We start from the raw sequence: 26,849 nt of genomic DNA, 5'->3' as shown, positions 1-26,849 counted from the left end.
AAATATGATTAATGAATGATTATTAGGGGGAATAGAAATTGGCAAAGTTCACACGTGAAGACATCACTCGTTTAGCGAAAGAAGAAAATGTTAAGTACATTCGTTTACAATTTACTGACATTTTAGGGACAATTAAAAACGTTGAAATCCCAGTCAGTCAATTAGAAAAAGCACTTGATAATAAAATGATGTTTGACGGATCTTCCATTGAAGGATTCGTACGTATCGAAGAGTCTGATATGTACCTATATCCTGATTTAAATACATGGGTTATCTTCCCTTGGACTTCCGAAAAAGGTAAAGTCGCACGTTTAATCTGTGATATTTACAATACGGATGGAACGCCTTTTGATGGAGATCCACGTGCAAACCTAAAACGTGTACTTGCAGAAGCAAGAGAAATGGGCTTCACAGATTTCAATCTTGGACCTGAACCTGAATTCTTCCTATTCAAACTGGATGCAGCAGGCGAGCCGACTCTAGAATTGAACGATAAAGGCGGATACTTTGACCTTGCACCTACTGACCTAGGAGAAAACTGCCGTCGTGATATCGTTCTTGAGCTTGAAGAAATGGGATTTGAAATCGAAGCATCCCACCATGAAGTAGCTCCAGGACAACATGAAATTGACTTTAAATATGCAGATGCAATTTCAGCTTGTGATAACATCCAAACATTCAAATTGGTTGTTAAAACGATTGCCCGTAAACATGGTTTACACGCAACATTCATGCCAAAACCATTGTTCGGTGTTAACGGATCTGGTATGCACTGTAACGTTTCTCTATTCAAAGGCAACGAAAACGCATTTTATGATAAAGAAGGTAAATTGGAATTAAGTAAAACAGCTGAGCAATTTATCGCAGGTATCATTAAGCATGCTCCAAGCTTCACTGCGGTAACAAACCCAACTGTTAACTCATACAAACGTCTAGTTCCTGGTTACGAAGCTCCTTGTTATGTTGCATGGTCCGCTAAAAACCGTAGCCCACTAATCCGTATCCCAGCTTCACGCGGAGTAAGTACTCGCGTAGAGGTACGTAGTGTCGATCCAGCAGCAAACCCATACTTGGCACTTGCAGTTCTGCTAAAAGCTGGTCTTGACGGTATCAAGAACGACTTGACTCCTCCAGCTCCAGTTGACCGCAATATCTATGTAATGAATAAAGAAGAGCGTGAAGAAGTAGGTATCGTTGATCTACCAGCTACTTTATATGCTGCATTGGAAACATTAAAATCCGATGAAGTCATCAAAGAAGCATTAGGTGAACATTTACTTGAACACTTCATCGAAGCAAAAGAAATCGAGTGGGATATGTTCCGTACACAAGTTCACCCATGGGAACGCGAACAATATATGTCAATGTATTAATATCTCAAACCCTTGGCACCTCTGGTGTCAGGGGTTTTTTATTTTTGGTCAAAATACTTTTTAACTAACAAATTAATATATTGACCAAAAAACATACAACATTTAAGAAAAAAGAATTTTATGGATGCTACTTTTTCATGCCATAATATTGGTCAATCTCATGAAAAATTTGCAGAATATCCTCCGTTGTAGTAAATGGATTTAATAAAACAACTCTTAACCAACGGTTTCCACGAAATAAGGGAAGAGAGAAGAACGTATCAGTAATTCAATTCATAGTGAAGCTTTAATTTCATATCCCCTGATGTTGCCCTTATTTTTTTATTTTCTACAATTTGGAGTATCGTCAGCATTTTGGAAAAAACCACGTTAAGTAAATTTCGACAGAAAATGCTATGATTTTCACCCTGCTAAGAGTATTTCAATACAACACAACATCATTTGTGTTGTATTAGAATCTAAAAACATCAATGAAAATGGCTGCTAATGCAACACATTTTACCGAAATGATCTACTTTCACATACAACACAATTTAAGCTGGGGCTAAAATGATTCAAAAATCCTTAGCGTGTTTTTTTTCCGTTTCGCTGGCGGTACCCCTATATTCCCTCGGTGAGCATCCTATTTTTTCTTTAAAGCATTTTCCAAAATGACTCATCTGATGAAAACCGACCATATTCGCAATATTTCCAATCGGCTCTGCTGTATTTTGCAGCAGATCCACGGCTTTTGACAATCGAAATTCCATAAGATAGCGGTATGGCGTAGTCTGCATACTGGTTTTGAAACAGCGCAAACATTCGGATTTGCTTACATTTGCGCTCTTTGCAAGTTGTTCCAGAGAAATGACTTCAGCATAATGATTTTGTATGTACCATAAAAATGTCTGCATCCGCTCATTGACGACGCTACCGTTGCACACAGGAGGCAAACTAATATTCTGTGCCATACAAAGCCAAAGTTTGCTTAAAATGATAAGGACTTCATACGCATAGAAATCTGTTTTATTTTTTCCTAATATGACAAGCTGTTTCAGACAATCTAACGCAGTATTATGCCAATCCTTTCCCGGTGTTAAATGGTAAACAGGCAGTTGTGATTTCCCCGAGATTGAGGTCACTATATTTTCTGCGGGGCTACCCTGATAAAATTTAAGAAAATAGTCAGGAAATATAAAACTGTTATAATGGCATGTCCCGACTTTAGATACCAGATGCACAACATTTTTGTTGATAAAAATACCTTCTCCAACCTTTAGCTTGACAGCCGTATCTAAGGTTTTGACTTCAATATTCCCTTCCAAAACATAGATGAACTGCAAATCCTCGTACCAGTGTATCACCTGAAAGCCGGGATTTCTCGGGTAACTTCTTTCGTTCATAACATCTACCATAAGATAGGGAAAATCAGTTTCCGCATTTAAATTGATAGAGTTAATAATAACGTCTTTATCCGGTTTCATTTACTCACCCCTTTAAGTAGTATGTTTTGGCGATATTATGATAATATACGGCGATATATAAATATTTTCATTGTCGTTTATACGATATGATTATAGTTGAGAGGGCGGTTTTTATCAACGAATTGGATGGAGTGTTTTTATAAGAAGGAAATATTTTGAACTGAATTTACTCATTATCAGCTTGTTAAAGAAAAAGCGTACGTACGCAGAAAGGAGTGACCTATGGAGGCAGAAAAGAAACAACAAGCGCTTTCCTCGCCCACGATGTACCGGATTTTATTTGCCATCAGCTTGGGGCATTTGCTGAATGATTCCATGCAGGCTGTGGTGCCGGCTGTATTTCCGATTTTGGAAAAGTCGATGAATCTTTCGTATATGCAGGTCGGCTGGATTGCGTTTGCATTGAATATGACTTCATCCATTATGCAGCCGGTGTTCGGTTTTTATACCGATAAGAAGCCTGCTCCGTACTTATTGCCATTCGGGATGTTTTCGAGCATGCTCGGTATGATTGGTCTGGCATTTGCGCCAAACTTTTATTTTATCTTGCTATCTGTGTTGTTCATCGGTCTCGGTTCCGCTGTGTTTCATCCTGAGGGGGCACGCGTCGCGCATATGGCTGCAGGAGCGAAGCGCGGTCTGGCGCAATCTATTTATCAAGTCGGAGGAAATACAGGAACTGCGCTTGCGCCGATATTTACGGTGCTCGTATTCGTGCCGTTCGGCCAAAAAGGCGCTGTTTCCTTTACGGGTCTTGCGGCAATAGGAATTGTTCTATTGCTGTTTGTCTCAACTTGGTACAGAAAAGAACTCGAAACAGGAAAAACTCGTGTGAAGAAGAAAGCGACACAAGGCGTGGAAAAGATAAGTGCGGAGGTTAAGTTTGTCATTATTCTACTGATTTTCCTTATGTTTGCCCGCTCTTGGTACAGTGCAGGTATCAGCAATTTCTATCAGTTTTACTTAATCGAGCATTATGGGTTAACGATTAAGCAAGCACAATATTATGTATTTGCGTTCATGATTGCAGGTGCGATCGGCACGTTCCTTGGCGGCCCGCTCGCCGACAGATTCGGAAAGAAAAACATCATTCTCTTTTCCATGATCGGCTCTGCGCCGTTAGCGCTGCTTTTGCCGTATGTTTCGCTCGCTTGGGTCGTGCCTTTGTTCATTGCCATCGGTTTCGTCATTACCAGCAGCTTCAGCGTAACGGTTGTGTACGCACAAGAGGTGCTGCCGGGCAAAGTCGGCATGGTGTCTGGCCTAATTGTTGGTCTGGCTTTCGGCATGGGTGCGCTGGGAGCAGTTGCGTTCGGAAAGCTTGCGGATATGTACAGCTTAGGCTTTATTATGACCGTATGCAGCTTTTTGCCGCTGCTTGGCGTGCTGTCGTGGCTGCTTCCGAACGACAGGAAAGCTATATGATGAGGAGAAGCTGCTATGCGGCTTCTTTTTTTGTATAGGCTTGGGTTTCGCCCGGGGAAACCCCTCACTGCCTTTTATTATGTTCAAGTAAAAATCCTAAGCTTTATTAATCACCCTACTTCCTCTAAACTACTTCTTTATTTAACTGTCGCACAGTTTGTGGCAACTCTTCAATAAGTCTTATAGAACTATTGGGAGCGTTAGCTCCATAGGGCATAAAGGAAGACCACAATTATTGGTATCTTTTATTTGTTCAAAACAACAATAATGTTTAATAAAGCCTTGTTTTAAAATATTGTATTATGAGTGTTACAATTATCTTGAGGTGGTAACTTTGTTTATTTCTCCAATGCTTTTGCACAAAACAGAGAAACCCTTCGAAGACGAAGGGTTTATAACGGAAATAAAATTATCAAGACATAAATTATAAAAAACCTTAATAAATAAAGGAGAGCACATACTAACCATGTATAATATGTACTCCTTTTATCTTTTAATGAACTAACGCACCTGTTGGTTGAACAAGATTTTTTTATTAATGTTCTTTAATTGGCATAAACCCAAATTCTTGATGCAAAAAAAACAGAATGGTAGATGGAGGTGAATTAGGTACCTCTACCGCACTTACTGCTAACCAACTTTTCCCGGTTAGTCTGTAACATTTCTCATATTTAAGCCTTTTTTATTTATGCTGTAGGAGACGGGGATCTAGCTCCTTCAAAGCGAGTTGCTTTCCTTGGCAAAAGGACACCCGGAGTTGTACTTGAAGCAAAAACTTCTACGGTATCTCCGGCATTTAATTTCACTATGACACTAACTAATATAACTAGAAAGTATCATAGGATACATTTACATTCACAACTGGATTACCTACGTTTGAAATAGTATCGGTATCATTTTGAGTCTGGGCCTGAAGTTGAGCCTGAAGTTGAGCCTGAAGTTGAGCCTGAAGTTGAGCCTGAAGTTGAACCTGAAGTTGAGCTTGAAGTTGAGCTTGGAATTGAGCCTGGGCTTGAAGTTGAGCTTGAAGTTGCTCTTGTTTTTGTTGCTGTTGTTGAAGTTGGAATTGAATATTTTCTAATTTACAGTTACTATCATCATGATGGTCATTATCGCAGCGTTTTTTCTTCATACAACAATCATCATGATGGTCATTATCGCAGCGTTTTTTCTTTATACAACAATCATCGTGATGGTCATTATTACAGCGTTTTTTCTTCTTACAACAATCATCATGATGATCATTATCGCAGCGTTTTTTCTTCTTACAACATTCATCGTGATAAGACATAAAAATATCACTCCTTTTTTGCTATACTTTAAGTTACTTTTCAAGGTCGCATTCTTTTGGACAAGTATCCCTGTATTCCTATTATATGAACATTTTCAAAAAATGAATGAGCACTCTCCCTATTAAAAATTAAATGTAGAGTGAAATTTCAGAAATTATACTAAGAATGGTTTGCTCCGCATTCCGTCTTTTGTTGAATATATATCCTAAGCGTCTACCCCGTTGGGTAGGCGTTTTTTAATACCTTCTTTCGAGGTGCCTTTTTTAAACACATTTTTCCAAAAAACAAAGTTGCAGTTAGTGCTAATACTAGGAATGAAGATAGAACACCAATTAATGTATCTGCATATTGTCCTCGTTATAAATGTGGAGGATACCCAAACACATTTGATGTTGATTATAAAAAAAATAACAAATTGATAGATAGCATCCTTTCAAAGTATATGACATAGGAGGTGTGGAATTTGAAATTAAAAGTGGCTATGGATAGTGGCAAAGTATATTTATGTGAAAAAGATAATAGCTTACAAGAGTTTATGCAGAGAATGTTGTTGGACCTGATCAGATAAAATATATAACTATTGATAAAGAAGAGAAGATAATTATTAACCCAGTTAAAGGAGTTGTTGATTTCCTTTAAGAACTAACGGGGCAGGATAGTTGAATAAGGAATTTATATTCACATCTAGAATATACATAATTAGGGAATGTGATGGTGGGAACTTAACTGGATAAGGGCAGTATTTTTGCTCTGCTCCAATGAGCGGGGCAAGACAACTGTTATTAAAAGAAGATTACTTACGGAATAATGGTGACTTTGAATTTGATAAAACTGAGAATTAACGTCCGATGAACATATGGCTCTATGCTAAGTGGTGGACATATCTAGATTCTGATCACCTAGAAAGGAGGAGAGTGACCTTTTGAATACCAATATTCAGTCTCTTTGATGCATCGAACACGCTTTCAAGCATTGATAACAAATAGAGATTTTGTAGAACAATAGGGCTGATAAAAAAGTAAAGAGAGGGAAACCAAATGAAAAAGATTACAACGGGACAAAGCAACAGTGGCTTCTCCGAAGCAGGACTGCGTAGACTGCGTGAGGTGCTGATACGGCATGTCGAGTCCGGAAAAATCCCTGGACTCGTCGCCCTGGTCAGCCGGTACGGTGAGACGCATGTCGAAGCGATAGGGACGATGTGCCATGACGGTGGCGCGGCGATGCGCCGGGACACGATCTTCCGGATTGCTTCGACGTCCAAGCCGGTCACGATGGCTGCGGCGATGGTCTTGCTCGATGAGTGCAGGCTGCGGTTGGATGACCCAGTAGAGCAGTGGCTGCCCGAACTCGCCGACCGGCGGGTGCTGAAGCGGATCGACGGCCCGCTGGACGATACCGTACCGGCGCGGCGGCCGATCACAGTACGGGACCTGCTGACCTCCACGTTCGGGCTCGGCATGGATATGACGTCGCTGGGCACTCCGATCATGGGCGCGATCTTCGAGCAGGGGCTCACGCCCGATCTACCAGAGCCGATGCCCGAGCCGGATGAGTGGATGCGTCGCCTGGGCACACTCCCGCTGATGCACCAGCCCGGAGAGCGCTGGCAGTACCACATCAGCAACGATCTACTCGGCGTGCTCGTCGCCAGGGTCACGGGCCAGTCGTTTGAGACGTTCCTGCGCGAACGCATCTTCGACCCCCTGGGCATGAAGGACACCGGTTTCCACGTGCCCGCCGACAAGATCGCCCGGCTGCCGCCCCTCTACGCCCCCGACCCGCAGACCGGAGAGTTCATCGTGTGGGACGAGGCCAAGGAGGGGGGACGCCACAGCCAGCCTCCAGCGTTCCAGAGCGGCGGAGGCGGACTTTCCTCCACCGTCGACGACTACCAAGCCTACTTCCGGATGCTGCTAAATCACGGGATGCAAGGGACCGAACGGATCCTGTCCCGGCCCGCCGTCCAGCTGATGACCACCAACCGCCTCACGCCCGAGCAACAATCCGCACGAAACGCCATGGCCAGCAACAACGTCCATGTGTCATTCGGCCAAGGGCAGCACGGCGGCTGGGGATTAGGGATGGCGGTGCGCACCTACCGTGGTGACTACGCGTCCATCGGCCAGTTTGGCTGGGACGGTGGAACCGGCACCACGACGTACGCGGACCCGGACAAACAGCTCACCGGAATCCTGCTCACCCAGGTCGGGATGTCCACCCCGGATTCAGCGCGGCTTATCCACGACTTTTGGACCATGGTCTACCAGGCAATCGAAGACTGACATCGAGCCCGCGGCTGGTACGCCCGCCCTCAACCCACGACACCCAACGGTCAGCCCCCTGGCTGCCGATTGGAAGTAAAAGTTGCCTTTGGTACTTTGTTTAGCAAGATTGTGAGATATTGTTCTTAACAATAGGGTGCGTTAGTTCCATAGGATGTACTTAAGAAGACCACTTTTAGGTGGTCTCTCTTTTATTTGTTCAAAAATCAACATTAATCTATAACAAAGCCTATTAGAAATGGAGATGTTTGAAATGGCTAACTTAAAACGCAATATGATTGAATTGGTGAAAGAAGTAAAAGAGGGTGAAATTGTGACAGAAAAATATCTCACTCCTGTGTTCATCCCTTTTTCTGTTGTTTATGAAGCGCTTGATGATGCCTGATTATGCAAAGAAGTATGTTTAGAACACAAGTTCACCCATGGGAACGTGAACAATATATGTCAATTTATTAATCTTTAAACCCTTTGCACCTTTGGTGTCAGGTTTTTTTTATTTGGTGGGGTTTAAAATAATAGATATTAGCTAGAGGGGATTCACCCCTTTTTACCCCACAATTCATTTTAAAATGTCTTTAGTATAGTTTTCAAAGTTATTCATAGTATCCTTTTCAATCTTTATCAAACTTGTATTGGAGGGGAAAATCTATGGATGATTCTTATTATAATTTTTATCTTACTGCAGTAAAGTTCGTTATTCTGGATATCGAACTTGTCCTGGTGAAATATCGTGAAACTTTAAGAAATGAACTATTTCCGCAAAAAAAAAGAACAATAGAACAACCTACTATGTAGATAAGGGCAAATAAGCCCTTAAAAGTACTAATTAATATCCAAAATACCTGGGAGGGCAGCATGGATTGTGCGGTGGATTTCCACAAATTAGGTGTTGTGTATAACATTCGTTCACCACGGATTGAGTGTGAGGAAAGTAATGCTTATACGTGTTTACATGTTTATTGACAGTTGTAGTATGTGATGGATGAACAACAGGAATTACTGTGTTCGATACATTCGTATTAACATATTGCTGTGTTGGAGAGACTTGCGCTGGAGCAACTTGAGTAGGAAGTGTTTGCGTTGGGCAATGTTGTACTGGAAACGTAGGCATTGGACTAAAGGCTCCCATAACGTTGGAGTGTTTACCAGTTGATGCGCCCATTACTCCAGGTGCGTTCCCGAATGCTCCCATTACATTGTTGGATGCTCCCATTACGTGGGGGTTATTTCCTCCACTATTACGAAAAAACATTTATAATACATCCCTTCATTAAGATTTCATTACACTTGTAGTTTATGAAAAAAGGGTAGGTTTGTACTAATGAAAAAGCCTTTTAAGACAAGAATAGGCAAACAGAGAGATAAAGAGAATTTTTATGTTAAGGAGGGACATGAACATTTTAGGAAATGGACATGCCACAACGATTAGATAATCCTAAACAACGTATAACGAATTTAGAAACTAACTACAGCGAGGTCATTAAGGAAATATCAGTTATTAAACAAGGTCAGGATCAGATTGAAAAAACTGTTTTAAGCGTCAAGTTCTCAAAAAGATATCCTGGTTTCTCAAAATCAGACATTGCTGCAACATTTACTTAATATTAACCAGAAGCAAGAGGAAGTAAAAGGGCAAGTGCAATTAACGAAAATAGCAGCAGAAAAGGACGTCAAAGTAGCCAAGTTATCATAGCAAAAAAAGATACTAGTGGCTTTACTTTCTGCTCCGGGATTATTGCTAGCGGCTATTGAATATATACCGAAAGTCATAAGTTCTTTTGGGGGATAAAATTATGGAAAACGAAGGCATGCAACTAGTATTATTATTTGCTACTCTTTTGGCTCCAGTTGTATCAGCAATAGTCCAGGTTGTTAAACTGACCGTTACTTTACCAAACAACAAATTACCAATTTTAAGTTTGGTGATTGGTGTGGGAGTAGGTTCATTGGCGTCTCCATTCACTGATATGGATTTAACTTTAAGATTATGAGCCGGTGCATTTGCTGGCCTTAGTGGGACCGGATTTTATGAGTTAGTTACCAAAAGAGAAGGAACTTTAAAAATAAGCTGCCCATTGGGTGGCTTTTTCTTATTAATGTCAATTAAAAGGAGACGATGAAAAATGACTGTAGCATTGCGAACTTTATTAGATGGTTCAATTAAGAATATGGGTTCTGTATGAATTCAGTGGTGAAAGCATCAACCTTAGAAATGATTAAGCATGCCTATAAAGAAGGTATTTACGCACATATTAGCTCTGGTTATCGCTCCATGGAAGAACAGGGGGCTTTATTTGGCCAAGGTCGTATTTATAGCTACAAAGGTAAAAATTATAGCAATCTATTCAAGCCAAAGGTGACAAACGCTTTGCCAGGGCTATCTTTCCATAATTTTGGTGTAGCAATTGACTATTTCCTAGTAAGTGATGACGGTAAAACTGTCTTGAGGGCTATTAAAACTAAATGCAAACGGGAAACGTGTAGCTTACCAATGGTAAAGAATTTTGATTTAAATGGGGTGGAGATTGGACAGGCTTTAAAGATTATCCACACTTGGGAATGACGGGTGGATTATCTTATTCACTGATGCAAGTCGGTAAAAGACCAAGCCTTACTTTGAAATTTAAGACCGATGGTGAAACTGTTGTTACAGTCCCACCTAAGACTGAGGTAGTTTCTGAGGTTAGTAAAGAACCTTCCAAGAACAAATGGGATATGTTCAAAAAACGTTAAACAGCCGTTATAAAGCTGGTCTTGTTGTGGATGGTAAATGGGGAGCTAAAACTAAGGCTGCCATTGTCACTGTCCAAAAAGGTGCAAAAGGGAATCTTACATGGATCCTACAGTCTGCACTTTATTTGGAAGGATTTAACCCTGGCTCATTTGATTCTATCTTCGGAAAAGGTACTGAATCAGCATTATCTAAATTCCAGAAAGCTAAAAAGATAACTGCAGATAAGAAGGCAGGTAAAGCAACTTTCACTAAATTGTTTGCTGCATAAAAAAAAGCCTTTATTCGCTTTGAGTAGGGCTTTTTATTTATAGCTCTGTTTAAAGTACATTTACTCAACAAGTGCATAAGATAATTATAAAAACTGAAGGATTGAGAAAAATGTATTATGTTCCTTATATCTATCCCTATGAATATCAAAATCCTTTTTATGTTAATGTACCTATGTATAACTATGTAAGAAATCCTGATTATTGGAGTGTTAATAATGCTAACCAATTGGGTTTTTTACAATCATCAAACGGAAGAAATTATACTGAGGCAAAAGATTATGGATCAAAACCATTTGTAGTAAATATCAATGAAGCTTCGAAACAAAACACTACCTATCGTACTGCTATATGGACAGGAAAACAATTGCAAGTTACACTGATGAGTCTTAAGGCTGGTGAAGATATTGGTTTAGAAATTCACCCTAACGTTGACCAATTTTTACGTATTGAACAAGGTCAAGGGGTTGTTCAAATGGGGAATCGACAGGATAACTTAAACTTTGTAAGAAACGTTAATGATGATTATGCAATAATGATACCTGCTGGCACATGGCATAATGTAACCAATACAGGTAATATTCCTCTAAAACTTTATTCAATATATGCACCTCCTAACCATCCATTTGGCACTGTTCATGTTACCAAAGCAGATGCCTTGGCTTCGGAAGAAGGGCATCGGATATGGCAATAGATTAATCCTAAAAAAATACCCTTCTCCTTAACTTTGAGTATATTCTTCAGTGATATCATTAGTGTAATCGTTTAGGATTAATAAAGGCCCTTTTCGAATCGAGTGGGGCTCAATTTTTTTATAAAAAAAGTAATTGAAGTAAATACACTTTTAATAATCCTTTTAGCAATCATCACTGTCCCCTTCTCCTCAAAAGTGAGAGAGTTTATGTTAATTAGAAAATGAATGGAAAAAGTATAATTATGGTGCAGACTACACATGGTACCTCCATCATAAAAAGTCCTTCTCTTAGTGAGAGGGGCTTTTCTTATTGAACCTTATTTACTTTAATCCTAATTTGTGACCATTCATCAGGGGAGGGGTTTTCAATATCTAACCTTGAAATTGTAGCATTATAAGGTGCATTGCTATCAATCATTTTACAAAATCCTTTTGAATAATACTAAGGAACATACCCTAATTTCATGCCTTTAAATAATACTTCTACTGCGTAAACGTCATATATATTTTCTATATCTTTTTTTAGTTCAATTGAATCACCTATTTTTCTGTCCTTTATAATGCCAGTATACCGGCTGTATCAAAGACCGCTAAGTGTTTTAATATCACGTCAAAAAGCCTTATTTCATCACTATTAGTAAAAAAATCAGACCTTTTATTTTTTGATTATAATCTTCTCAAATGAACCTTTTTATTTCCTTTTACATACATTATCTAAGCAAACAGCCCAAAGTTTTTCGGTAAATCCAGGAGGTATTCGTATGAGAAAAAATTTCAAGCAATACGGTCAAACTCTCCATTTGGTTGGAGGGAACTTAGTATATATTTCTAATATGATTTATCCTATTTATTCAAATGGAACTATTTCTAATTATCAACAATACTGTTTGGATATAAAAAATGCAATAAGTGTTAGTCAAAGCAGTATACAGTCTCTTGAGACAATTTCTCCTCCGTATATTTTAGAAACGGAACATGGATTATTGATCAAAGCATTTAAAGATATATTAATTTGTCTAAACAGTTTAATACTAAGAATTAAAAGTGTAACACCCGCAGAAATAAAAGAAGCTGATATTATGAATGAAATTTCTATATTAAAAGTGATTCAACAGGAATTAACTGAAACTACACTGGGTTTGATTGAAAAGCTAAATTCACAAACAAGAAGGTGAAATGTTTTGAACCAAGGACCTGATGAAAATAATATATTGTATTCCTTACCTACTAATACTGCGGATAAGATTGATTTTTTTGGTGAAATGATTGTAAACATAGGGAATATTATCACTGTTATCGGGATTGCTGTAGAGGGCCAAGAAGTTGCAGAGGTTGAAGAAGTTGAAGAGGGAGTAGGAGAAGGAGAAGGAGCTACTAAGAATCCAAATACCACCAATTCAGAATCAGAGTCTAATGCAGGCTTTATATTAGCAATGATTGGGGGCTTATTGGTGACTATTGGAGACATGGTATCTACAGGAGCTACTGCACTCGCAATTGAACAAACAGCTTTATTAGAGAAAAAAGCAGAACAAGAAGCAAAGGAACAAAGTAGAAAAATTAAAAAAATGGAAAAACAAATAAATTCATTACATCAGGATATGAAATCTTTATTTTTGATTACCGAATCTCTAAAAAGAGAAGTGATCTTCTTACAAAACTTTATTTATCCCCATTTTCATCAACAGTGAATTTTGCAGTTATTAATATTAAATTCAATAGGTCGGAGGCAATAATATATGAATAACGATATTTCCTAGATTGGAGAAGCAAAAAACACCTTAATAGGAAGGTTGTTTACACTAGGAGGCTCAGTTTTATTTCTTATTGGTTCATTTATTGCAGTGGTAGTATCCTTTCAAGCATATAATAAACTTATCCATAATTATATAAATGTTTTATGATGTATATTTCACAATTAACTAGTAAGAATTGGCGCGTTGCTAATGTTTATGCAAACATAAATCCCGGCTTTTAAAAAAGAATATCTTTACAATTTACATTCGTTTTGCCCTTAGTCACTAACTTTTTTTCTCAATAAGTGTAGTATGAATAAAAATCTGGATATGGAGCATATCCGGGGTATCCATATTCACCGTATCCACCATAAAAGGGCTCTGAAAGAAATGCTCCACCAGCAAGCCCCCCTGCGAAAGGAAATCCATAGCTAATACCAATACCACCATAACCTCCAATGGGACCAACACTACCAATGTGTCCAACACCACCAACGGGACCAACATGTCCAACACCACCAACACCACCAACACCACCAATGTGTCCAACCCCTCCGATGGGACCAATACCACCTACAGTAATCCTCATTAAATCAACTATATTTATACCTGCATTTAATTCACACATTTCAAGTAACCCCTCCTCTATTTTTTAATTTGATTTAGAGTATGCAAAGATAAGGAAGAAGTTTAGGTTATTACCTAGGAATATCAACATTTTTTATGTTTTATATTTCCTGTTACGAACCACATTTAACACATTTACAATAACCCCTCTCCATGTGAGAAGGGCTTTTAAGGTAGATTATCTTTACAAATCCATATTCGCTCTTGTTCTTAGTCGCTTACTTTTTTTCTCAATAAGTGTAGTATAAATATGGGTCTGGATATGGTGCATAACCTGGATATCCATATCCATCATATCCATATCCATCATAGCCGCCATAAAAAGGTCCTGCAAGCAAAGCTCCAGCAGCAAGACCACCTAAAAAAGGAAATCCAAACCCAAAAGGTCTCCCAAATCCAAAAGGCCTTCCAAAACCGAATGGCCTTCCAAAACCTCCAAAGTGACCTCCACCACCAAAACCAATACGTCTTCTTAAATCGTTTAAATTTATATTTTCATCTGTGTATATATCATGCATTTTTAGCGATTCCTCCTCTACTCTTTATTGATTTAGAGTATGCAAAGAAAAGGAGGATGTTTAGGTTCATACCTAGGAATATGTACTGGGAAACTTCTACTCTGTAAAAATCTCGTTCCTTTTGAATGTAAGTAAACCTTGATGTTTATTTCATTGTTTTTCCTCACAATTAATAACTAATTGCATTAATTTCTGCGTGATCTATTTCCTTAATCATATTACTCGGGAATGATGGAACTCCTAGGTCAATACTACTCTTATTGCCAGATTGAACAGTAGTGGGTCATAAGAGCTGCGTATTAATGCACCTGAAAATTTATTATCTTCTGCTGCAACCTGAATATCTGTCGCATCCATATCACCTTTGTTGTGAATAAATCCGGTTACATTAACGCTTCCACCCCAAAAAGTAAATCATAGTGATGAAGAGTTTTAATGTAATATTTGGAAATCGCACGATTTAATTTATTGGTAAAAAGAGGAACTTGTGGATAGAGGAGGAATTTGTGTGTATCGTAATATAATGATTTTCTTATTATTCAATTTACAATCATAAAAACCCCTTTTTTATTACCGTCAGTCTTTTGGGGAGCGATAGCAACTTTAGTTATTTTAATTAGTTATCTTATATATTTTTATACGATAAACAGACTAAAAAACTAATAAAATAACTAAAATATTCCTTTTTTTAAAATGAAAAGGAATGTTTTTTGCGTGTTTAATATATAATTAGTTTTTGTTAATAAAAACCATTGAAGGTATTTTAGTTGAAAAGATCATCAATGGTAATAGCTTTAGGTTTAGCAATTTTAGGTGACGGGACAGGTAGTTCCATTCTAGCAAAGAATAAAGTTAAAGGAGTTACTGGTCAAACAAAGGCATATTGGTAATAGAAAAATAATGAAGGGATATGCTCATTGCATATCTCTTTCAATTAGGAGAAGATTGGTTTATGAAAAAATACTACATAGCTGCGTTATCAGTGTTCTTATTGCTTGGAGTTTTTTACTGGTTTTATTCTTCATCTCCACCTAAAGAATTAAGCACTTCTGATATGGTTGTTATTGAACAAGAACGTGAAGTAACGAATGTGGCTAATTATGGTTCGGTTGGATATGGATTGGAAAATTTAAAAGGTAAAGTTATCGATGAAGGAAGTACACTTAATAGTACAGACAATGAAGTGTCAGTTGTTGCCTCAGTAGACAACGACATTGATGAGGACAGAAAGTATGCTTTACTTGTTTTTGAAGATTATAAACAAGTAAAATTTAAAGTTAAAAATAAGGAGCAGGAAGTAAATAAATATTTCTTTGATATGAAACCTAACAGCTCCATAAACTTCAATGTTGCTGTTCCTATTCGTTCCGACTCCAGTGAATTGACTTTTGTAATCGTGCAAAAGCCAGAGTATATATTGAAGGAGCTCGATCTAATTAAGGCGGGAATTTTAGAACAAGTTTTAAGTATGCGGTATTCCATCAACAAAGCTGACAGCGGGAAAGATGTTAAAAAAGTAAAGGAAGTAAAACCTGATGCTATTGTGAAGGATGGATTAAATGAAAATATATCTATCACAAATAGTCAGGAAAAGTTGCAATCAATTATGACTGAAAAAGAAGGCAAGAAGCTTAAGCTCTCTGCCGGAAATGAGACGAATGCTCAGATCAGATATGCAATCATAGCTTTAAAGGATTGGGAGCAAGTTCCGGTCATAGATAACACAGAAGTCTTATATACCACTGTTCCACCAGAAACAAGACATCTTTTTGATTTTAATCTACCCGAAGTCGAAAGAGAGAATAATTTCCAACTCATCGCCTTCCCGTTTCCTTATGAAGTAAATGCTAATATTTATGAGAGTCAAGAAACTTTTGGTTCTTTTAGAGTTGTTATTCAAGATAAAAAATAAGAGTGCAAGCAATTCAGCTAGGCAGATATGAAAGAGGCTTATAATCTATTAAAATAAAGGATAGATAAACTAATATGATATTATTACAAGGTTTTCTTATAAGTGCAGTGATTGTTTATTGTTTATATCAAATTATAGAAAAAAAACAAAAAGACAAAAAAACTAGACAATCTTATTACTGGGTACTTTTCTTATTTTTCTTATTGTTATACTTTTTTAATGGTATAAATTAATGAACTATAAGAAAAAAGGAAAGTCTCCCTCAAGATAAGATATTTACTAACCCTGACAAGAACTTAGATAGTTTTTGTCAGGGGTTTTTCTTGGGGATAAGTCGCAACAGCTAAAAACCATCACGCTTTATTTAGAAGCCTTCTTCAAAACTTCCATACTATTACTTTATCACATGCAAAATGAATAAGTGTCCGTTTATCGTTCGCGAATCGTTCACGATTAGGCCACGGCATGCCATTACTTCTGATGTTTACACCCATATAAGTCTAACTACATGAATAATACAGACTTCACTATGGACAATAAAATAAGACTTTAAGATAATATTTTAAAAATGAATAGCTTTGGGAATATTCAATAGTTGCCTCAGGTGTTTTAATAGAGTGTTCTCATAGTTGACCTTTTGGGTAGTAATCTACAACAATTTTCTTATAATGATTTAAAAAGAATGCTCCCAGCATTATTTCTTTCTGGGAGCATTTTACTAAACAATTTATTTGAAAGGGTCCAAGAAGTGTCCGGCCAATTATTTTAATCTGTTATATTCCTCATCTGTTACTGGTTCCAACCATTCCGGCGTACCTGCAGTAATTGCAATGTGTTCAAACCAGCTGTCTTTTGTAGCACCATGCCAGTGTTTTACACCATCATGGGTGACAATAACATCACCGGCTTTTAAGAATTGAGCAGGTTTTCCTTCTTCTTGATACCAACCTTCGCCACCAGTTACTAATAAAAGTTGAAACCCATTACGATGAATATGCCAGTTATTTCTACATCCTGGTTCAAAGGTTACATTCCCAACACCAACATTTACTTTAGGATCTGCAATTAATGTCTTAAGATAACTTTGTCCAACAAAAAATTGAGCATATGCTTCATTTTTTTCGCCCACAGGGAAAATAACGCCATTTTTTACTTCTTCATGTTTTGCCATTTTACTACCTCCAATAACTCATTTTTTATTAATAACCAACTTGAATAGGCGAATTATCATTTCATTAACTGACTACATCAGATAGTGGCTAAATAGGAAAGGCAATTGCACCAGCAATACGGTAAGCATCGATTGAGGATGGTTTCATCCAACACACTAAACACTTAATATTCTAATTCTTAGACTGTATTGTTACCAATCCATTAGTTTTCCGCCTCTGAAAAATTTTCCGTTTGGTCCTTCAGATCCAATTGTTGCTAACCATAAGAATGACTCAGCTGCTTGCTTAGGTGTCGTTGGTGCAGATGGTCCACCCATCTCTGAGCTTACCCATCCTGGATCGACAGCGTTTATTTTAATATCACCTTTGACTTCTCCAGCAAGCAATTGTGTCAATCCGTTTAAGGCAAGCTTAGACAACTTATATGCTCCTACTCCTGGATATGACAATTGGCTCATCCCGCCATATTCTGAGGAAACATTAATAATTCTGCCATAGCCTTGTTTTTCCATGATGGGAATAAAGGAACGGATTACATGGTAAACTCCAAAGAAATTGGTTTCCATTGTTTTCTCCAGAATGGAAGGGTCCATAGCCACTAACTTTTTATCCTCATCCAAATACACGCCTGCATTATTAATTAATACATCTAATCTTCCATATCGCTCATTTACAGTGATCGCGGCCTGAAGAATGCTTTCTTGATTGTCTACATCCATTACCAGAAATGTTACGTCTAAATCTGACTTCTTAAGTTTTCTGGTAATTTTGTGACCCATTATTGGATCTCGACTTGTCAAGATGACCTTAAAACCTTCCAAAGCCAATTGTTTGACCAGCTCATATCCAATTCCTCGATTACCGCCAGTGACAAGTGCAACTTTTGTATCCTTTGACATTTTCCAATATCCTCCTTTTACGCCTGCTAATCCTAGGCAAGAGTAGATTATTGCACAATCTAGAAAAATGAAGGAATCAACCCTATTCCCCGAAGAATCTTTAGGAATATCCATTTATCACACTTCGTAGTAATTTATGATTAGTTACATCACTAAGTATAAGGGTTAGAGTAGACTCTAATTCAAGGGGGAATTTTATAAATATAATTTTTTTTTTTATTGGCTTATTGTTAACTTTAGATTAAGCCATTTTGTATCGTTAGATGAAGTGGGAGTAAAGCACATGCAGTGGTTTTGGAAAAGCATTGCTTTATTGGCACAGTAAATATCACTAATAGAGCAACCTATCCTACAAATTAGTTTTGAAGGATAGGTTGCTCTATATTAATTAAAATTCCCAATTTTACCGTTTTTATGAATATCTTCCGTTCCAGCCTCCAAGGCAGTTTTATAATAGTTACATTTAAGATTTATTAGTTCCATAGTCTTGTTCAATTCTTCCAACTGTGCTTCTACAGCAGCTTTACGTTCTAAGAACATGTCATATCTTTGCTGTAAGGTGGAATCCCCATCAGTACACCAATCAATGAAATTTTTAATTTCTTTAATAGGCATTCCGGTGGATTTAAGACATTCTATGATCTTTAAAGCATTAATATCGGATTCTTTAAACAGTCGTGTTCCGTTAGGTGTTCGTTCTACAAAAGGCAAAAGACCCTCCTTGTCGTAGTAACGTAAGGTATATGTTGTAAGGTCCAATTCTTTTGCAACTTCACTAATAGAATATTTATTCATTGCTTTCACTCCTATTCTCCTCAAGCATAAATTTCGAGTTAACTCTAAGACATGAAGCGATTTTATCATGGGTATTGCTGAGTGTCAAAATCACTTTTAAATAATGGAGATATAACTCATAAATGTGTTATTGTCCTAAATTACTGGCTGAATTGTCACCTAACGAATGAGAAAAAAGTATAAAAATTGACTTGACTTAGAGTTAACTATAAGGATTAACATTGATTTGCAAGAGAAAAGAGGAGGGTTAGAAATGAGGGAATGAAAGCTTTCAAACCTAATTTTTCATTTCTTCTCTAGTTATTTAAAAATATATTTAATTGGAGGGTTTTAAATGGTAACTGCTAAAGCAAGAGCTGTCTACGGTCCTGACAAACCGTTTCGAGCAGCAGAGATTAAAAGACGTGACCTAGATTTACATGATGTTTTAATTGAGATTAAATATGCAGGCATATGTCACTCTGACATCCATGTTGCGCACGGCGAATGGGGTCCCGTTAACTATCCACTTGTACCAGGACATGAGATTGCGGGAATTGTTACCGATGTTGGAACCGAGGTAACAAAGTATAAAGTAGGTGACCGTGTAGGAGTCGGATGTATGGTTGACTCCTGTGGGAAATGTGAGAACTGCCTTAAAGGGGAAGAACAATACTGCCTTAAAGGAAATGTTCTAACCTATGGTGGTGTCGACAAATATGGTGAGCCTACACAAGGTGGATATTCAACACATATCGTCGTAACTGAGGACTTTGTTGTAAGAATTCCTGATAACATTGAACTTGACGCCGCAGCACCATTACTTTGCGCAGGTATTACAACCTACTCACCATTAAACCATTGGGGAGCTGGTCCAGGCAAGAAAGTAGCGGTTGTTGGGTTGGGAGGTCTTGGCCATATGGCAGTCAAGATTGCACATGCTATGGGTGCAAATGTGACCGTTCTATCACAAACATTGAATAAAAAAGAGGATGGTTTGCAGTTTGGCGCAGATAACTACTTTGCTACTAGCGACCGAGATACATTTGAGAAGCTTGCAGGTTCTTTTGATTTAATCATCAACACAGTAAGTGCCAAGATTGATCTTGATGCGTTTTTCTCCTTACTCACCCTTGATGGCACTATGGTGAATGTCGGTGCTCCTGCAGAATCATTGTCCCTAAACGTGATGTCCCTTATCGGTCATCGTCGTTCATTTGCAGGCTCCGCGATTGGAGGCATACGTGAAACTCAGGAAATGTTGGATTTCTGTGCCAAACATAATATAGTTCCTAAGATTGAAGTAATCCCTGCTGATCAAATTGATGAAGCATATGAGCGTGTCTTAGCGTCAGATGTAAAGTATCGATTTGTTATTGACACTAGTACAATCTAAGTTACTAAATTACGATCTAAACTTCCTGTAAGACAGCGAAAGAACAATAATAGCAAACCTATAGGTGGATTATATAAAAAATAGATAAGCAATACTCCTTATCAAGCGAACTTTATAGTTAACTTGGTGCTAATAATCAGCATGTATATCCTGAAAATTAACTAGTTCTACATTAGGAAGGTGAAAAAATACACAGTAAGGGGCGTTATTCCACTATTGAAATAACTGGGTTTTAAGTCATGGGTGTTTGTGGTATCTCTAAAAAATATTGAAAAAAATGGGTGGAAAAAATGTCAAAGACAGATAACTATATTTTTGATTTAAGTAATAAAGTTACAAGAAAGTCTGTTTCATACAAAAACAGGTTTGGAATCAAAATTGCAGCAGATCTTTACATGCCAAAAGATTTTGATGAGACAAAGAAACACGCAGGGATTATTATAGGCGCGCCTTATGGTGGTGTAAAAGAGCAAGGTTCTGGTATTTATGCTCAAAACATGGCTGAGCGTGGTTTTGTAGCTCTTACATTTGACCCCTCATACAACGGATACAGTGGTGGTGAACCACGACATATTTCTTCTCCAGATTTATTCGTAGAAGATTTCAGTGCAGCCGTTGATTATTTAGGTACACGTCCATTTGTAGATAAGAATCAAATTGGTGCAATAGGTATGTGTGGTAGCGGTGGTTTTGCGATCAGTGCAGCACAGGTAGATAGACGCATCAAGGCAATAGCCACGGTCAGCATGTATGATATATCCCGTGTAGCAGCCAATGGCTGGAAGGATTCATTTACTGAAGAAGATCGCAACAGTATACTGGATGCAATTGCCGAGCAACGTTACGTGGATTTTGAGGCAGGCCAGCCAACGCTCGCCCAGCGAGGAGCACCTATTGGATTTGACGAAAATACAGACCCTATTGGTCGCGAGTTTGGCGAGTTCTATTCTACGCCACGTGGGTATCACCCGAACTCAATCACTCAATTTACCGTAACAAGCAGCATGTCATTTATGAACTTGCCTCTGCTTACACACATCAAATCGATTTCGCCGCGCCCGATTTTGTTTATCATTGGCGAGCACGCTCACTCACGATACTTTAGTGAAGATGCGTACGAATTGGCTGAAGAACCAAAAGAGCTGTACATCGTTTCAAATGCAGGACATGTTGATTTGTACGACAAGACAGATTTCATTCCTTTCGACAAGTTGGAATCATTCTTTACCGAGAATTTGAAGTAATGAACATAAACAAACGGGGGCATTGAACCAGATGGATTATGCCCCTGTTTGGTTTTTCCTGGCACTAAAATCAGTTTAATTTACGTATTTCTTCACAAAGTTAAAGAAGAAAGCCGATCTTCTTATTGGAACCTTGTAATTGCACAATTTCATAATAGCAAATAGCTTCGGACTTCTTAAGATAAGTAATATTAATGGGCAATAACCAGTTAAATTGCTGTTATTATTGCAGCTTCCTCATTTAGCAGTATACCCCCTGTCAAACAAAATAGAATGCCAAAGGAGCTGTGTATAAATGGATTATAAGACTTCTAACAATTCTTTTAGAACTGCCTTGTTGTTAGCAATATTTTCAGCACTAGGGCCATTTACCGTTGATATGTATCTCTCATCGCTGCCCCAAATGATGAATGATTTTAATACAACGGCATCTTTCATTCAAGCGAGCTTAACTGCCAGTTTGTTAGGGTTAGGTCTGGGGCAGCTCGTTGCTGGTCCTTTAAGCGATGTTCATGGCAGGCGTAAGCCTTTGCTGATTTCGATGCTGCTCTATTTTATTATTTCTATAGTATGTGCATTTTCGCCAAGCATCGGTATATTTATTGTTTTACGCTTCATTCAAGGATTTGTTGCTTCCGCAGGGCTTGTTATTTCTCGCGCGATTGTTCGTGATCGCTACAGTGGAGTAGAAATGGTCAAATTCATGGCACTGTTGACGATGATTAGTAATGTCGCACCATTGATTTCTCCTACTGCTGGAAGCACAGTGACTACGTTCACTTCATGGATCGGTGTGTTTATTTTTCTAGGTTTTTTAGGGCTTTTTTTAACAGGCATATCCATATGGGGAATAAAAGAAAGCTTGCCTGTTGAGCAGCGTGTTCCCAGCAATTTTAGGCAAGTATTAAGAAACTATGGTTCCTTGCTTCGAGATCGGAGCTTTATGGGGTATGCGCTTGTCAACGGCATATTGTTCTCTGGTGTGTTCGCCTATGTTGCCGGCACTCCATTTATTTATCAAAATATGTATGGCATATCGCCTCAACTGTTTTCGGTTCTTTTTGCCTTAAATGGGCTTGGGATTATTCTGGGATCACAGCTTGTCAAACGACTGGCAGGGCGGATGGACGAACACCGTATTTTTCGGAATGGACTGCTCTTAGCTTTCATCACTACCTCTGCGATATTGTTTGTCGTGCTAGTTCACGGACCATTTGTTGCGTTGTTCATTGCAATCTTCTTATTCGCAGCAGCTATTGGAATGATTGGACCGGTTTCATTTACACTGGCAATGGAATCACAAGGGCATATTACCGGGAGTGCGGCCGCCATATTAGGCTCTCTTCAATTTGCGTTAGGGGCTATCACTTCCCCTTTAGTAGGTATCGCAGGAGAAAATTCTGCCGTACCCTTCGGAATAACAATTTTTATGACAAGTATTCTGGCTGTTATCTCCTACGTTATCTTGGTGAAAAGGTCATCAACAGCCTCACAATACATGTAACTTTCAAATTTCCATTCTGTTTTATTAGGGGGGGAATCAAGAGGAAAAAGGTTTACTTATGTTCCCCTATGCCGTCTGCACATTGAAATGGTGGATACTTACCAAAGTCTTCAAATACAATCGTTTCACTAAATAAAAAATAGGAGGAAATAACATGCAAAAGGTTACACTGAACAATGGTGTTGAGATGCCGATACTCGGATTTGGGGTTTATCAAATTGATGATCAAGATGTATGCGAAGAATCAGTTAATAACGCCCTGATGGAAGGTTACCGTTTGATTGATACGGCTGCTGTTTATGAAAATGAAGAAGCAGTCGGCCGTGCCATAAAACGAAGCGGTGTGCCTAGAGAGGCAATATTTGTTACAACAAAGCATTGGATTCAGGATGCCGGTTATGAGCGTGTAAACAAAGCATTTGAAATATCACTGTAAAAACTGCAGCTGGATTATCTGGATTTGTATCTCATTCATATGCCATTTGGCGATGTCCATGGATCATGGCGTGCGATGGAAGAATTATATCGTGAGGGTAGAATCAGGGCAATCGGCGTAAGTAACTTTCTTAATGACCGCCTGATGGATTTAATCGTTCATCATGACATCGTTCCTGTCGTAAACCAGGTTGAAACACATGCATTTACACAACAAGTAGAAACTGCTCAATTTATGAAGGATCACCATGTTGAAGTTTTGGTCTCAATAGCTGAAAAACATCATAAATCCGTGGCTCAAGTGGCTTTACGCTGGTTGATACAAAGAGGAATTGTTGCGATTCCAAAGTCTGTTCACAAGGAAAGAATCATCGAAAACTTCAATATCTTTAACTTTGAATTGAGTGTGGAAGATATGGAGAAGATTGCTGCGTTAGACACCAAAAAGAGCTTAATCTTATCTATCCACGATCCTGAAAACGTGGAACGGCTCAGCAACATGAAATTTCATGACTAATTTCGGGAAGTAGCAGTATAGCTGTTACTATCCACAATAAGGATATAAAAATATTATAGGTGGAGGAATAAAAAAGTGAAATAGCGGAGATAAATCAAAGTCTGGATGTTATTGTAAAACCTGTTGATTTATCAAAAGCACAAAATGTTCACACATTTTATGAATCATTAAAAAATTATGAGTTAGAAACATGGATTAACAATGCCGGTTTTGGAAATTCTGCTTCTGTAGGAGACCAAGATATAAATAAAATTGAATCAATGCTACATTTAAATATTGAAGCACTAACCATTCTTTCTTCACTGTTTGTGAGAGATTATCAAAATGTGGAAGGTACCCAGATTATTAATGTTTCTTCAGCAGGTGGCTATATTATGATTTCAGATTTTGTGACTTATTCCGCAACAAAATTTTACGTAAGTGCGTTCACAGAAGGTCTTGCTCAAAAATTAAATAGTAAAGGTTCAAAAATGCAGGCTAAGGTTCTAGCCCCAGCTGTTACGGATACAGAATTTGAACTGCGTTCGTTGGATATTGATGAGTATAAATATGAAGGAAAAATTCCTGAGTTTCATACATCAAAAGAAATGGCTGGTTTTATGTTAGATCTGTATGATAGCAGCAAGACTGTAGGCATTGTAAACGAATCTACTTTTTAGTTTCATCTGAAAGATCCGATTTTTCCGTTCAGGGAATTCAATAAGTAGTAAAGCTTAATCGACTTTTTTTTAATATATGTAATTCGTAAGCATGCTTTTATCATCGGAATCACCTCTAATAAAGAAGGGTTAACCAATTGATTAGACTGATCGATTTTTATCGTTTAGTCTATTTTTATCAATAAGATACACGCTTGTCTTCTAAAATACATATTAAAAGAGTGCGAAAGGAATTTGGGATTTAACAGAAGAGGGAAAGAAATTAGATACATTGAATAAAGATGAATAATTATATACTATCATGATTAGACAACCAGATTTTGTAACAGAAGAAATAGTAGAGAGAGCATTTGAAAATGTAGAAAAAAAGAAACCACATCCATTTCTGAATGATGTAAAGTTCGGTACATTTCAAGATGGTTTATCTGTTCAAATGCTTCATGTAGGTCCATATGATGATGAACCTCAAAGTTTTAATTAATGAATGAATTCATAAAAAATAATAATCTTGAGAGAACTTCATTACAACATAAAGAAATATATCTTTCAGATTTTAGAAAAGTTGAACCTGAAAAATTAAAAACCGTTTTGAGATATAAGGTTAAGCCAATTGAATAGCATAATCTCTTAACTCCTAACATGAATTCATTATTTAATGTAGAAAAGATGTTAAGTAGTGTACTTAAAGTTACAGTCATCCATAGGGTGCAATAAAGGAGACCGTAAAAAATGAAGTGAACCTATAAAGTTTTCCATAATCGGGTGTGATTGTGGTTGGGTGCTATGTTAATATGGCTCATAGTTAAATGAGGGTGTAAAAGAGGAACTGACACCCCACCCTTATTTTATATGTTTTACCTATTGAAAAACATTAGCATCTATTATTAGGGGTGCTTTTCTTTGCAGGGAATTAGTCCCTTTTGTCAAATTAGTTAACAAAGGGGATGAAAAAATGAATGATGATTATGAGAAAATCGGTATTTTATTATCCAATATGACAAACGAATTAGTGTCGAGTAGAGTAAGGGTTAGAGCTATAGTAGAATTACTGGATGAAAAAGGACTAATAACCCGCGAAGAGTACGAAAATAGATTTAAAAAAGTTTTTGAACGAGATGCAATTTCGTATAGAAATGATCTATTGAAAGAAGTCAAAATTGATGAATAAAAGGAGAAGGCATCCATTAATTTGGGTGTTTTTTTATTGTGGTGAGAACGATGAACCATGATGAGAAAAAGAAACCGATTAAGAAGTCAGTGAAGCTAAGCCTTAGAAATCTGGAAAATGATTCAATTTGAACTTATTTGTCACGAACTTAAACGGTTAGTGGACGATTATTACAAATGCGACAATCCTGACATCAAAGTAAAGATACTTTGCGATATCAAACTTTTAAGCGAAGCTTTGTTTCTTAGTGATTTGTCAGATTGCGAAGACCAAAAACTTACATATCCCACGGTTTGCGTCAACTCTACAATAAGCCTTATATACCAATAGCTACAGGATTACAGGTACCACCGGAACCACCGGGGCTACAGGAATTACGGGAGTGAGCAGTCCATATAACAAACGCTTCAAAACACACAGACTCTTGCGGACGAATCGGATGTAAAATTTCAACCGCATCCACTGAAACCTGTTACACATTCTCGTCTACTGTGTTTAGCAGCTGAGATGGAAGCAGCTTGATCCACTTCGCTTAGCAACCGTCCTCCGAACAACGTATTATGGTTATTAAGTCGTTCTAAAAAACCCTACTTGAACGTAGTACACGTGACTCTTTACAAAAAGTAGTTTCCATGTTATCTCCCCATTTTCATTAACCAAATATCTCGTAATAAATATTAGGTAATAATATTCAATAAAAATTTTATAGAACATGGGTATCGCAATTAATTAGGAATAATGGATTTCATTCATTGA

26 protein-coding genes and 2 pseudogenes are annotated in these 26,849 nt (G+C 37.8%); 20 read left to right on the top strand and 8 right to left on the bottom strand.

The annotated features are described in order from the left end of the window. Window positions 1–38 precede the first annotated feature (38 nt). Window positions 39–1,373, top strand: a complete 1,335-nt coding sequence (glnA, locus tag J7J00_RS14805; protein ID WP_053534438.1) for a type I glutamate--ammonia ligase — start codon at window positions 39–41, stop codon at window positions 1,371–1,373. Window positions 1,374–1,927: 554 nt separating this feature from the next. On the opposite strand, the gene J7J00_RS14800 is transcribed toward glnA, so the two are convergent. Beyond that, window positions 1,928–2,836, bottom strand: coding sequence for an AraC family transcriptional regulator (locus J7J00_RS14800; RefSeq protein ID WP_214791696.1), 909 nt, complete (start codon window positions 2,834–2,836; stop codon window positions 1,928–1,930). A 222-nt stretch (window positions 2,837–3,058) separates the two neighbouring features. Here J7J00_RS14800 and J7J00_RS14795 point away from each other — a divergent pair, with 222 nt between their 5' ends. Beyond that, on the top strand, window positions 3,059–4,261 hold the full coding sequence (locus tag J7J00_RS14795; RefSeq protein WP_214791694.1) for an MFS transporter: 1,203 nt from the start codon (window positions 3,059–3,061) through the stop codon (window positions 4,259–4,261). An 826-nt stretch (window positions 4,262–5,087) separates the two neighbouring features. On the opposite strand, the gene J7J00_RS14790 is transcribed toward J7J00_RS14795, so the two are convergent. After that, window positions 5,088–5,552, bottom strand: coding sequence for a hypothetical protein (locus tag J7J00_RS14790; protein ID WP_214791692.1), 465 nt, complete (start codon window positions 5,550–5,552; stop codon window positions 5,088–5,090). 1,038 nt (window positions 5,553–6,590) lie between these two features. On the opposite strand from J7J00_RS14790, the gene J7J00_RS14785 reads away from it, so the two are divergent. Together J7J00_RS14785 and J7J00_RS28110 are read left to right on the top strand one after the other, a co-directional pair. Beyond that, the gene (locus J7J00_RS14785) at window positions 6,591–7,838 is read left to right on the top strand and encodes a serine hydrolase domain-containing protein (RefSeq protein ID WP_214791690.1); all 1,248 of its coding nucleotides are present in this window, start codon (window positions 6,591–6,593) and stop codon (window positions 7,836–7,838) included. A gap of 253 nt (window positions 7,839–8,091) precedes the next feature. Beyond that, complete coding sequence (locus tag J7J00_RS28110; protein ID WP_286201365.1) at window positions 8,092–8,223, top strand: hypothetical protein; 132 nt, start codon at window positions 8,092–8,094, stop codon at window positions 8,221–8,223. A gap of 441 nt (window positions 8,224–8,664) precedes the next feature. On the opposite strand, the gene J7J00_RS14780 is transcribed toward J7J00_RS28110, so the two are convergent. Continuing rightward, window positions 8,665–8,949 carry a CotD family spore coat protein gene (locus J7J00_RS14780; RefSeq protein WP_214791729.1) on the bottom strand — a complete coding sequence of 95 codons (285 nt, stop codon included), beginning with the start codon at window positions 8,947–8,949 and terminating at the stop codon, window positions 8,665–8,667. A 302-nt stretch (window positions 8,950–9,251) separates the two neighbouring features. Here J7J00_RS14780 and J7J00_RS14775 point away from each other — a divergent pair, with 302 nt between their 5' ends. The 7 genes from J7J00_RS14775 to J7J00_RS14745 all read left to right on the top strand — a co-directional run bounded on the left by J7J00_RS14775 (window position 9,252) and on the right by J7J00_RS14745 (window position 13,223). Further along, window positions 9,252–9,440, top strand: coding sequence for a hypothetical protein (locus J7J00_RS14775; protein WP_214791688.1), 189 nt, complete (start codon window positions 9,252–9,254; stop codon window positions 9,438–9,440). 191 nt (window positions 9,441–9,631) lie between these two features. Next, a complete protein-coding gene (locus J7J00_RS28880) occupies window positions 9,632–9,829 on the top strand; it encodes a holin (protein WP_396020556.1) in 198 nt (65 codons plus the stop codon). A 188-nt stretch (window positions 9,830–10,017) separates the two neighbouring features. After that, complete coding sequence (locus J7J00_RS14765; protein ID WP_214791686.1) at window positions 10,018–10,401, top strand: M15 family metallopeptidase; 384 nt, start codon at window positions 10,018–10,020, stop codon at window positions 10,399–10,401. Between the two features lie 145 nt (window positions 10,402–10,546). Next, window positions 10,547–10,840 carry a peptidoglycan-binding domain-containing protein gene (locus tag J7J00_RS14760; RefSeq protein ID WP_214791684.1) on the top strand — a complete coding sequence of 98 codons (294 nt, stop codon included), beginning with the start codon at window positions 10,547–10,549 and terminating at the stop codon, window positions 10,838–10,840. Window positions 10,841–10,950: 110 nt separating this feature from the next. Beyond that, the gene (locus tag J7J00_RS14755) at window positions 10,951–11,532 is read left to right on the top strand and encodes a cupin domain-containing protein (protein ID WP_214791681.1); all 582 of its coding nucleotides are present in this window, start codon (window positions 10,951–10,953) and stop codon (window positions 11,530–11,532) included. 761 nt (window positions 11,533–12,293) lie between these two features. Further along, the gene (locus tag J7J00_RS14750; RefSeq protein WP_098372717.1) at window positions 12,294–12,707 is read left to right on the top strand and encodes a hypothetical protein; all 414 of its coding nucleotides are present in this window, start codon (window positions 12,294–12,296) and stop codon (window positions 12,705–12,707) included. A gap of 6 nt (window positions 12,708–12,713) precedes the next feature. Beyond that, entirely contained in the window at window positions 12,714–13,223 is a 510-nt protein-coding gene (locus tag J7J00_RS14745) for a hypothetical protein (RefSeq protein ID WP_214791679.1), read from the top strand. Between the two features lie 343 nt (window positions 13,224–13,566). On the opposite strand, the gene J7J00_RS14740 is transcribed toward J7J00_RS14745, so the two are convergent. Together J7J00_RS14740 and J7J00_RS14735 are read right to left on the bottom strand one after the other, a co-directional pair. Next, the gene (locus J7J00_RS14740) at window positions 13,567–13,896 is read right to left on the bottom strand and encodes a spore coat protein (RefSeq protein ID WP_286201364.1); all 330 of its coding nucleotides are present in this window, start codon (window positions 13,894–13,896) and stop codon (window positions 13,567–13,569) included. Between the two features lie 229 nt (window positions 13,897–14,125). Continuing rightward, on the bottom strand, window positions 14,126–14,413 hold the full coding sequence (locus J7J00_RS14735; RefSeq protein WP_214791677.1) for a spore coat protein: 288 nt from the start codon (window positions 14,411–14,413) through the stop codon (window positions 14,126–14,128). A gap of 952 nt (window positions 14,414–15,365) precedes the next feature. Here J7J00_RS14735 and J7J00_RS14730 point away from each other — a divergent pair. After that, the gene (locus J7J00_RS14730; RefSeq protein ID WP_214791675.1) at window positions 15,366–16,325 is read left to right on the top strand and encodes a hypothetical protein; all 960 of its coding nucleotides are present in this window, start codon (window positions 15,366–15,368) and stop codon (window positions 16,323–16,325) included. A gap of 760 nt (window positions 16,326–17,085) precedes the next feature. Here J7J00_RS14730 and J7J00_RS14725 read toward each other — a convergent pair. The 3 genes from J7J00_RS14725 to J7J00_RS14715 form a co-directional block, all read right to left on the bottom strand. Continuing rightward, entirely contained in the window at window positions 17,086–17,496 is a 411-nt protein-coding gene (locus J7J00_RS14725; RefSeq protein ID WP_098372720.1) for a cupin domain-containing protein, read from the bottom strand. 192 nt (window positions 17,497–17,688) lie between these two features. After that, on the bottom strand, window positions 17,689–18,396 hold the full coding sequence (locus tag J7J00_RS14720) for an SDR family NAD(P)-dependent oxidoreductase (protein WP_214791673.1): 708 nt from the start codon (window positions 18,394–18,396) through the stop codon (window positions 17,689–17,691). Window positions 18,397–18,780: 384 nt separating this feature from the next. Next, the gene (locus J7J00_RS14715) at window positions 18,781–19,191 is read right to left on the bottom strand and encodes a MerR family transcriptional regulator (protein ID WP_214791723.1); all 411 of its coding nucleotides are present in this window, start codon (window positions 19,189–19,191) and stop codon (window positions 18,781–18,783) included. A 334-nt stretch (window positions 19,192–19,525) separates the two neighbouring features. Here J7J00_RS14715 and J7J00_RS14710 point away from each other — a divergent pair, with 334 nt between their 5' ends. From J7J00_RS14710 to J7J00_RS14675, 8 genes and pseudogenes are all read left to right on the top strand, one after another. Then, window positions 19,526–20,566 (top strand): NAD(P)-dependent alcohol dehydrogenase, encoded by a 1,041-nt coding sequence (locus tag J7J00_RS14710; protein WP_214791671.1) that lies wholly within the window; start codon window positions 19,526–19,528, stop codon window positions 20,564–20,566. 290 nt (window positions 20,567–20,856) lie between these two features. Next, on the top strand, window positions 20,857–21,810 hold the full coding sequence (locus J7J00_RS14705) for an alpha/beta hydrolase (protein ID WP_214791669.1): 954 nt from the start codon (window positions 20,857–20,859) through the stop codon (window positions 21,808–21,810). Window positions 21,811–22,105: 295 nt separating this feature from the next. Further along, on the top strand, window positions 22,106–23,314 hold the full coding sequence (locus tag J7J00_RS14700; RefSeq protein WP_214791667.1) for a multidrug effflux MFS transporter: 1,209 nt from the start codon (window positions 22,106–22,108) through the stop codon (window positions 23,312–23,314). 154 nt (window positions 23,315–23,468) lie between these two features. Next, window positions 23,469–24,266: pseudogene (locus tag J7J00_RS14695) on the top strand (aldo/keto reductase). 71 nt (window positions 24,267–24,337) lie between these two features. Beyond that, window positions 24,338–24,925, top strand: a pseudogene (locus J7J00_RS14690) (SDR family NAD(P)-dependent oxidoreductase); the annotation flags it as partial. A gap of 301 nt (window positions 24,926–25,226) precedes the next feature. Beyond that, the gene (locus J7J00_RS14685) at window positions 25,227–25,406 is read left to right on the top strand and encodes a hypothetical protein (RefSeq protein WP_214791665.1); all 180 of its coding nucleotides are present in this window, start codon (window positions 25,227–25,229) and stop codon (window positions 25,404–25,406) included. Continuing rightward, window positions 25,406–25,543 (top strand): hypothetical protein, encoded by a 138-nt coding sequence (locus J7J00_RS14680; protein WP_214791663.1) that lies wholly within the window; start codon window positions 25,406–25,408, stop codon window positions 25,541–25,543. Before J7J00_RS14685 ends, J7J00_RS14680 begins: the two co-directional genes overlap by 1 nt. A 334-nt stretch (window positions 25,544–25,877) precedes the next feature. Continuing rightward, complete coding sequence (locus J7J00_RS14675; RefSeq protein WP_214791661.1) at window positions 25,878–26,093, top strand: hypothetical protein; 216 nt, start codon at window positions 25,878–25,880, stop codon at window positions 26,091–26,093. The last annotated feature ends 756 nt before the right edge of the window (window positions 26,094–26,849 follow it).

This window comes from Bacillus sp. ISL-4, assembly GCF_018613275.1.
Lineage (GTDB): Bacteria > Bacillota > Bacilli > Bacillales > DSM-1321 > Peribacillus > Peribacillus simplex_E.
This window is presented reverse-complemented; position numbering and strand designations above follow the sequence as displayed.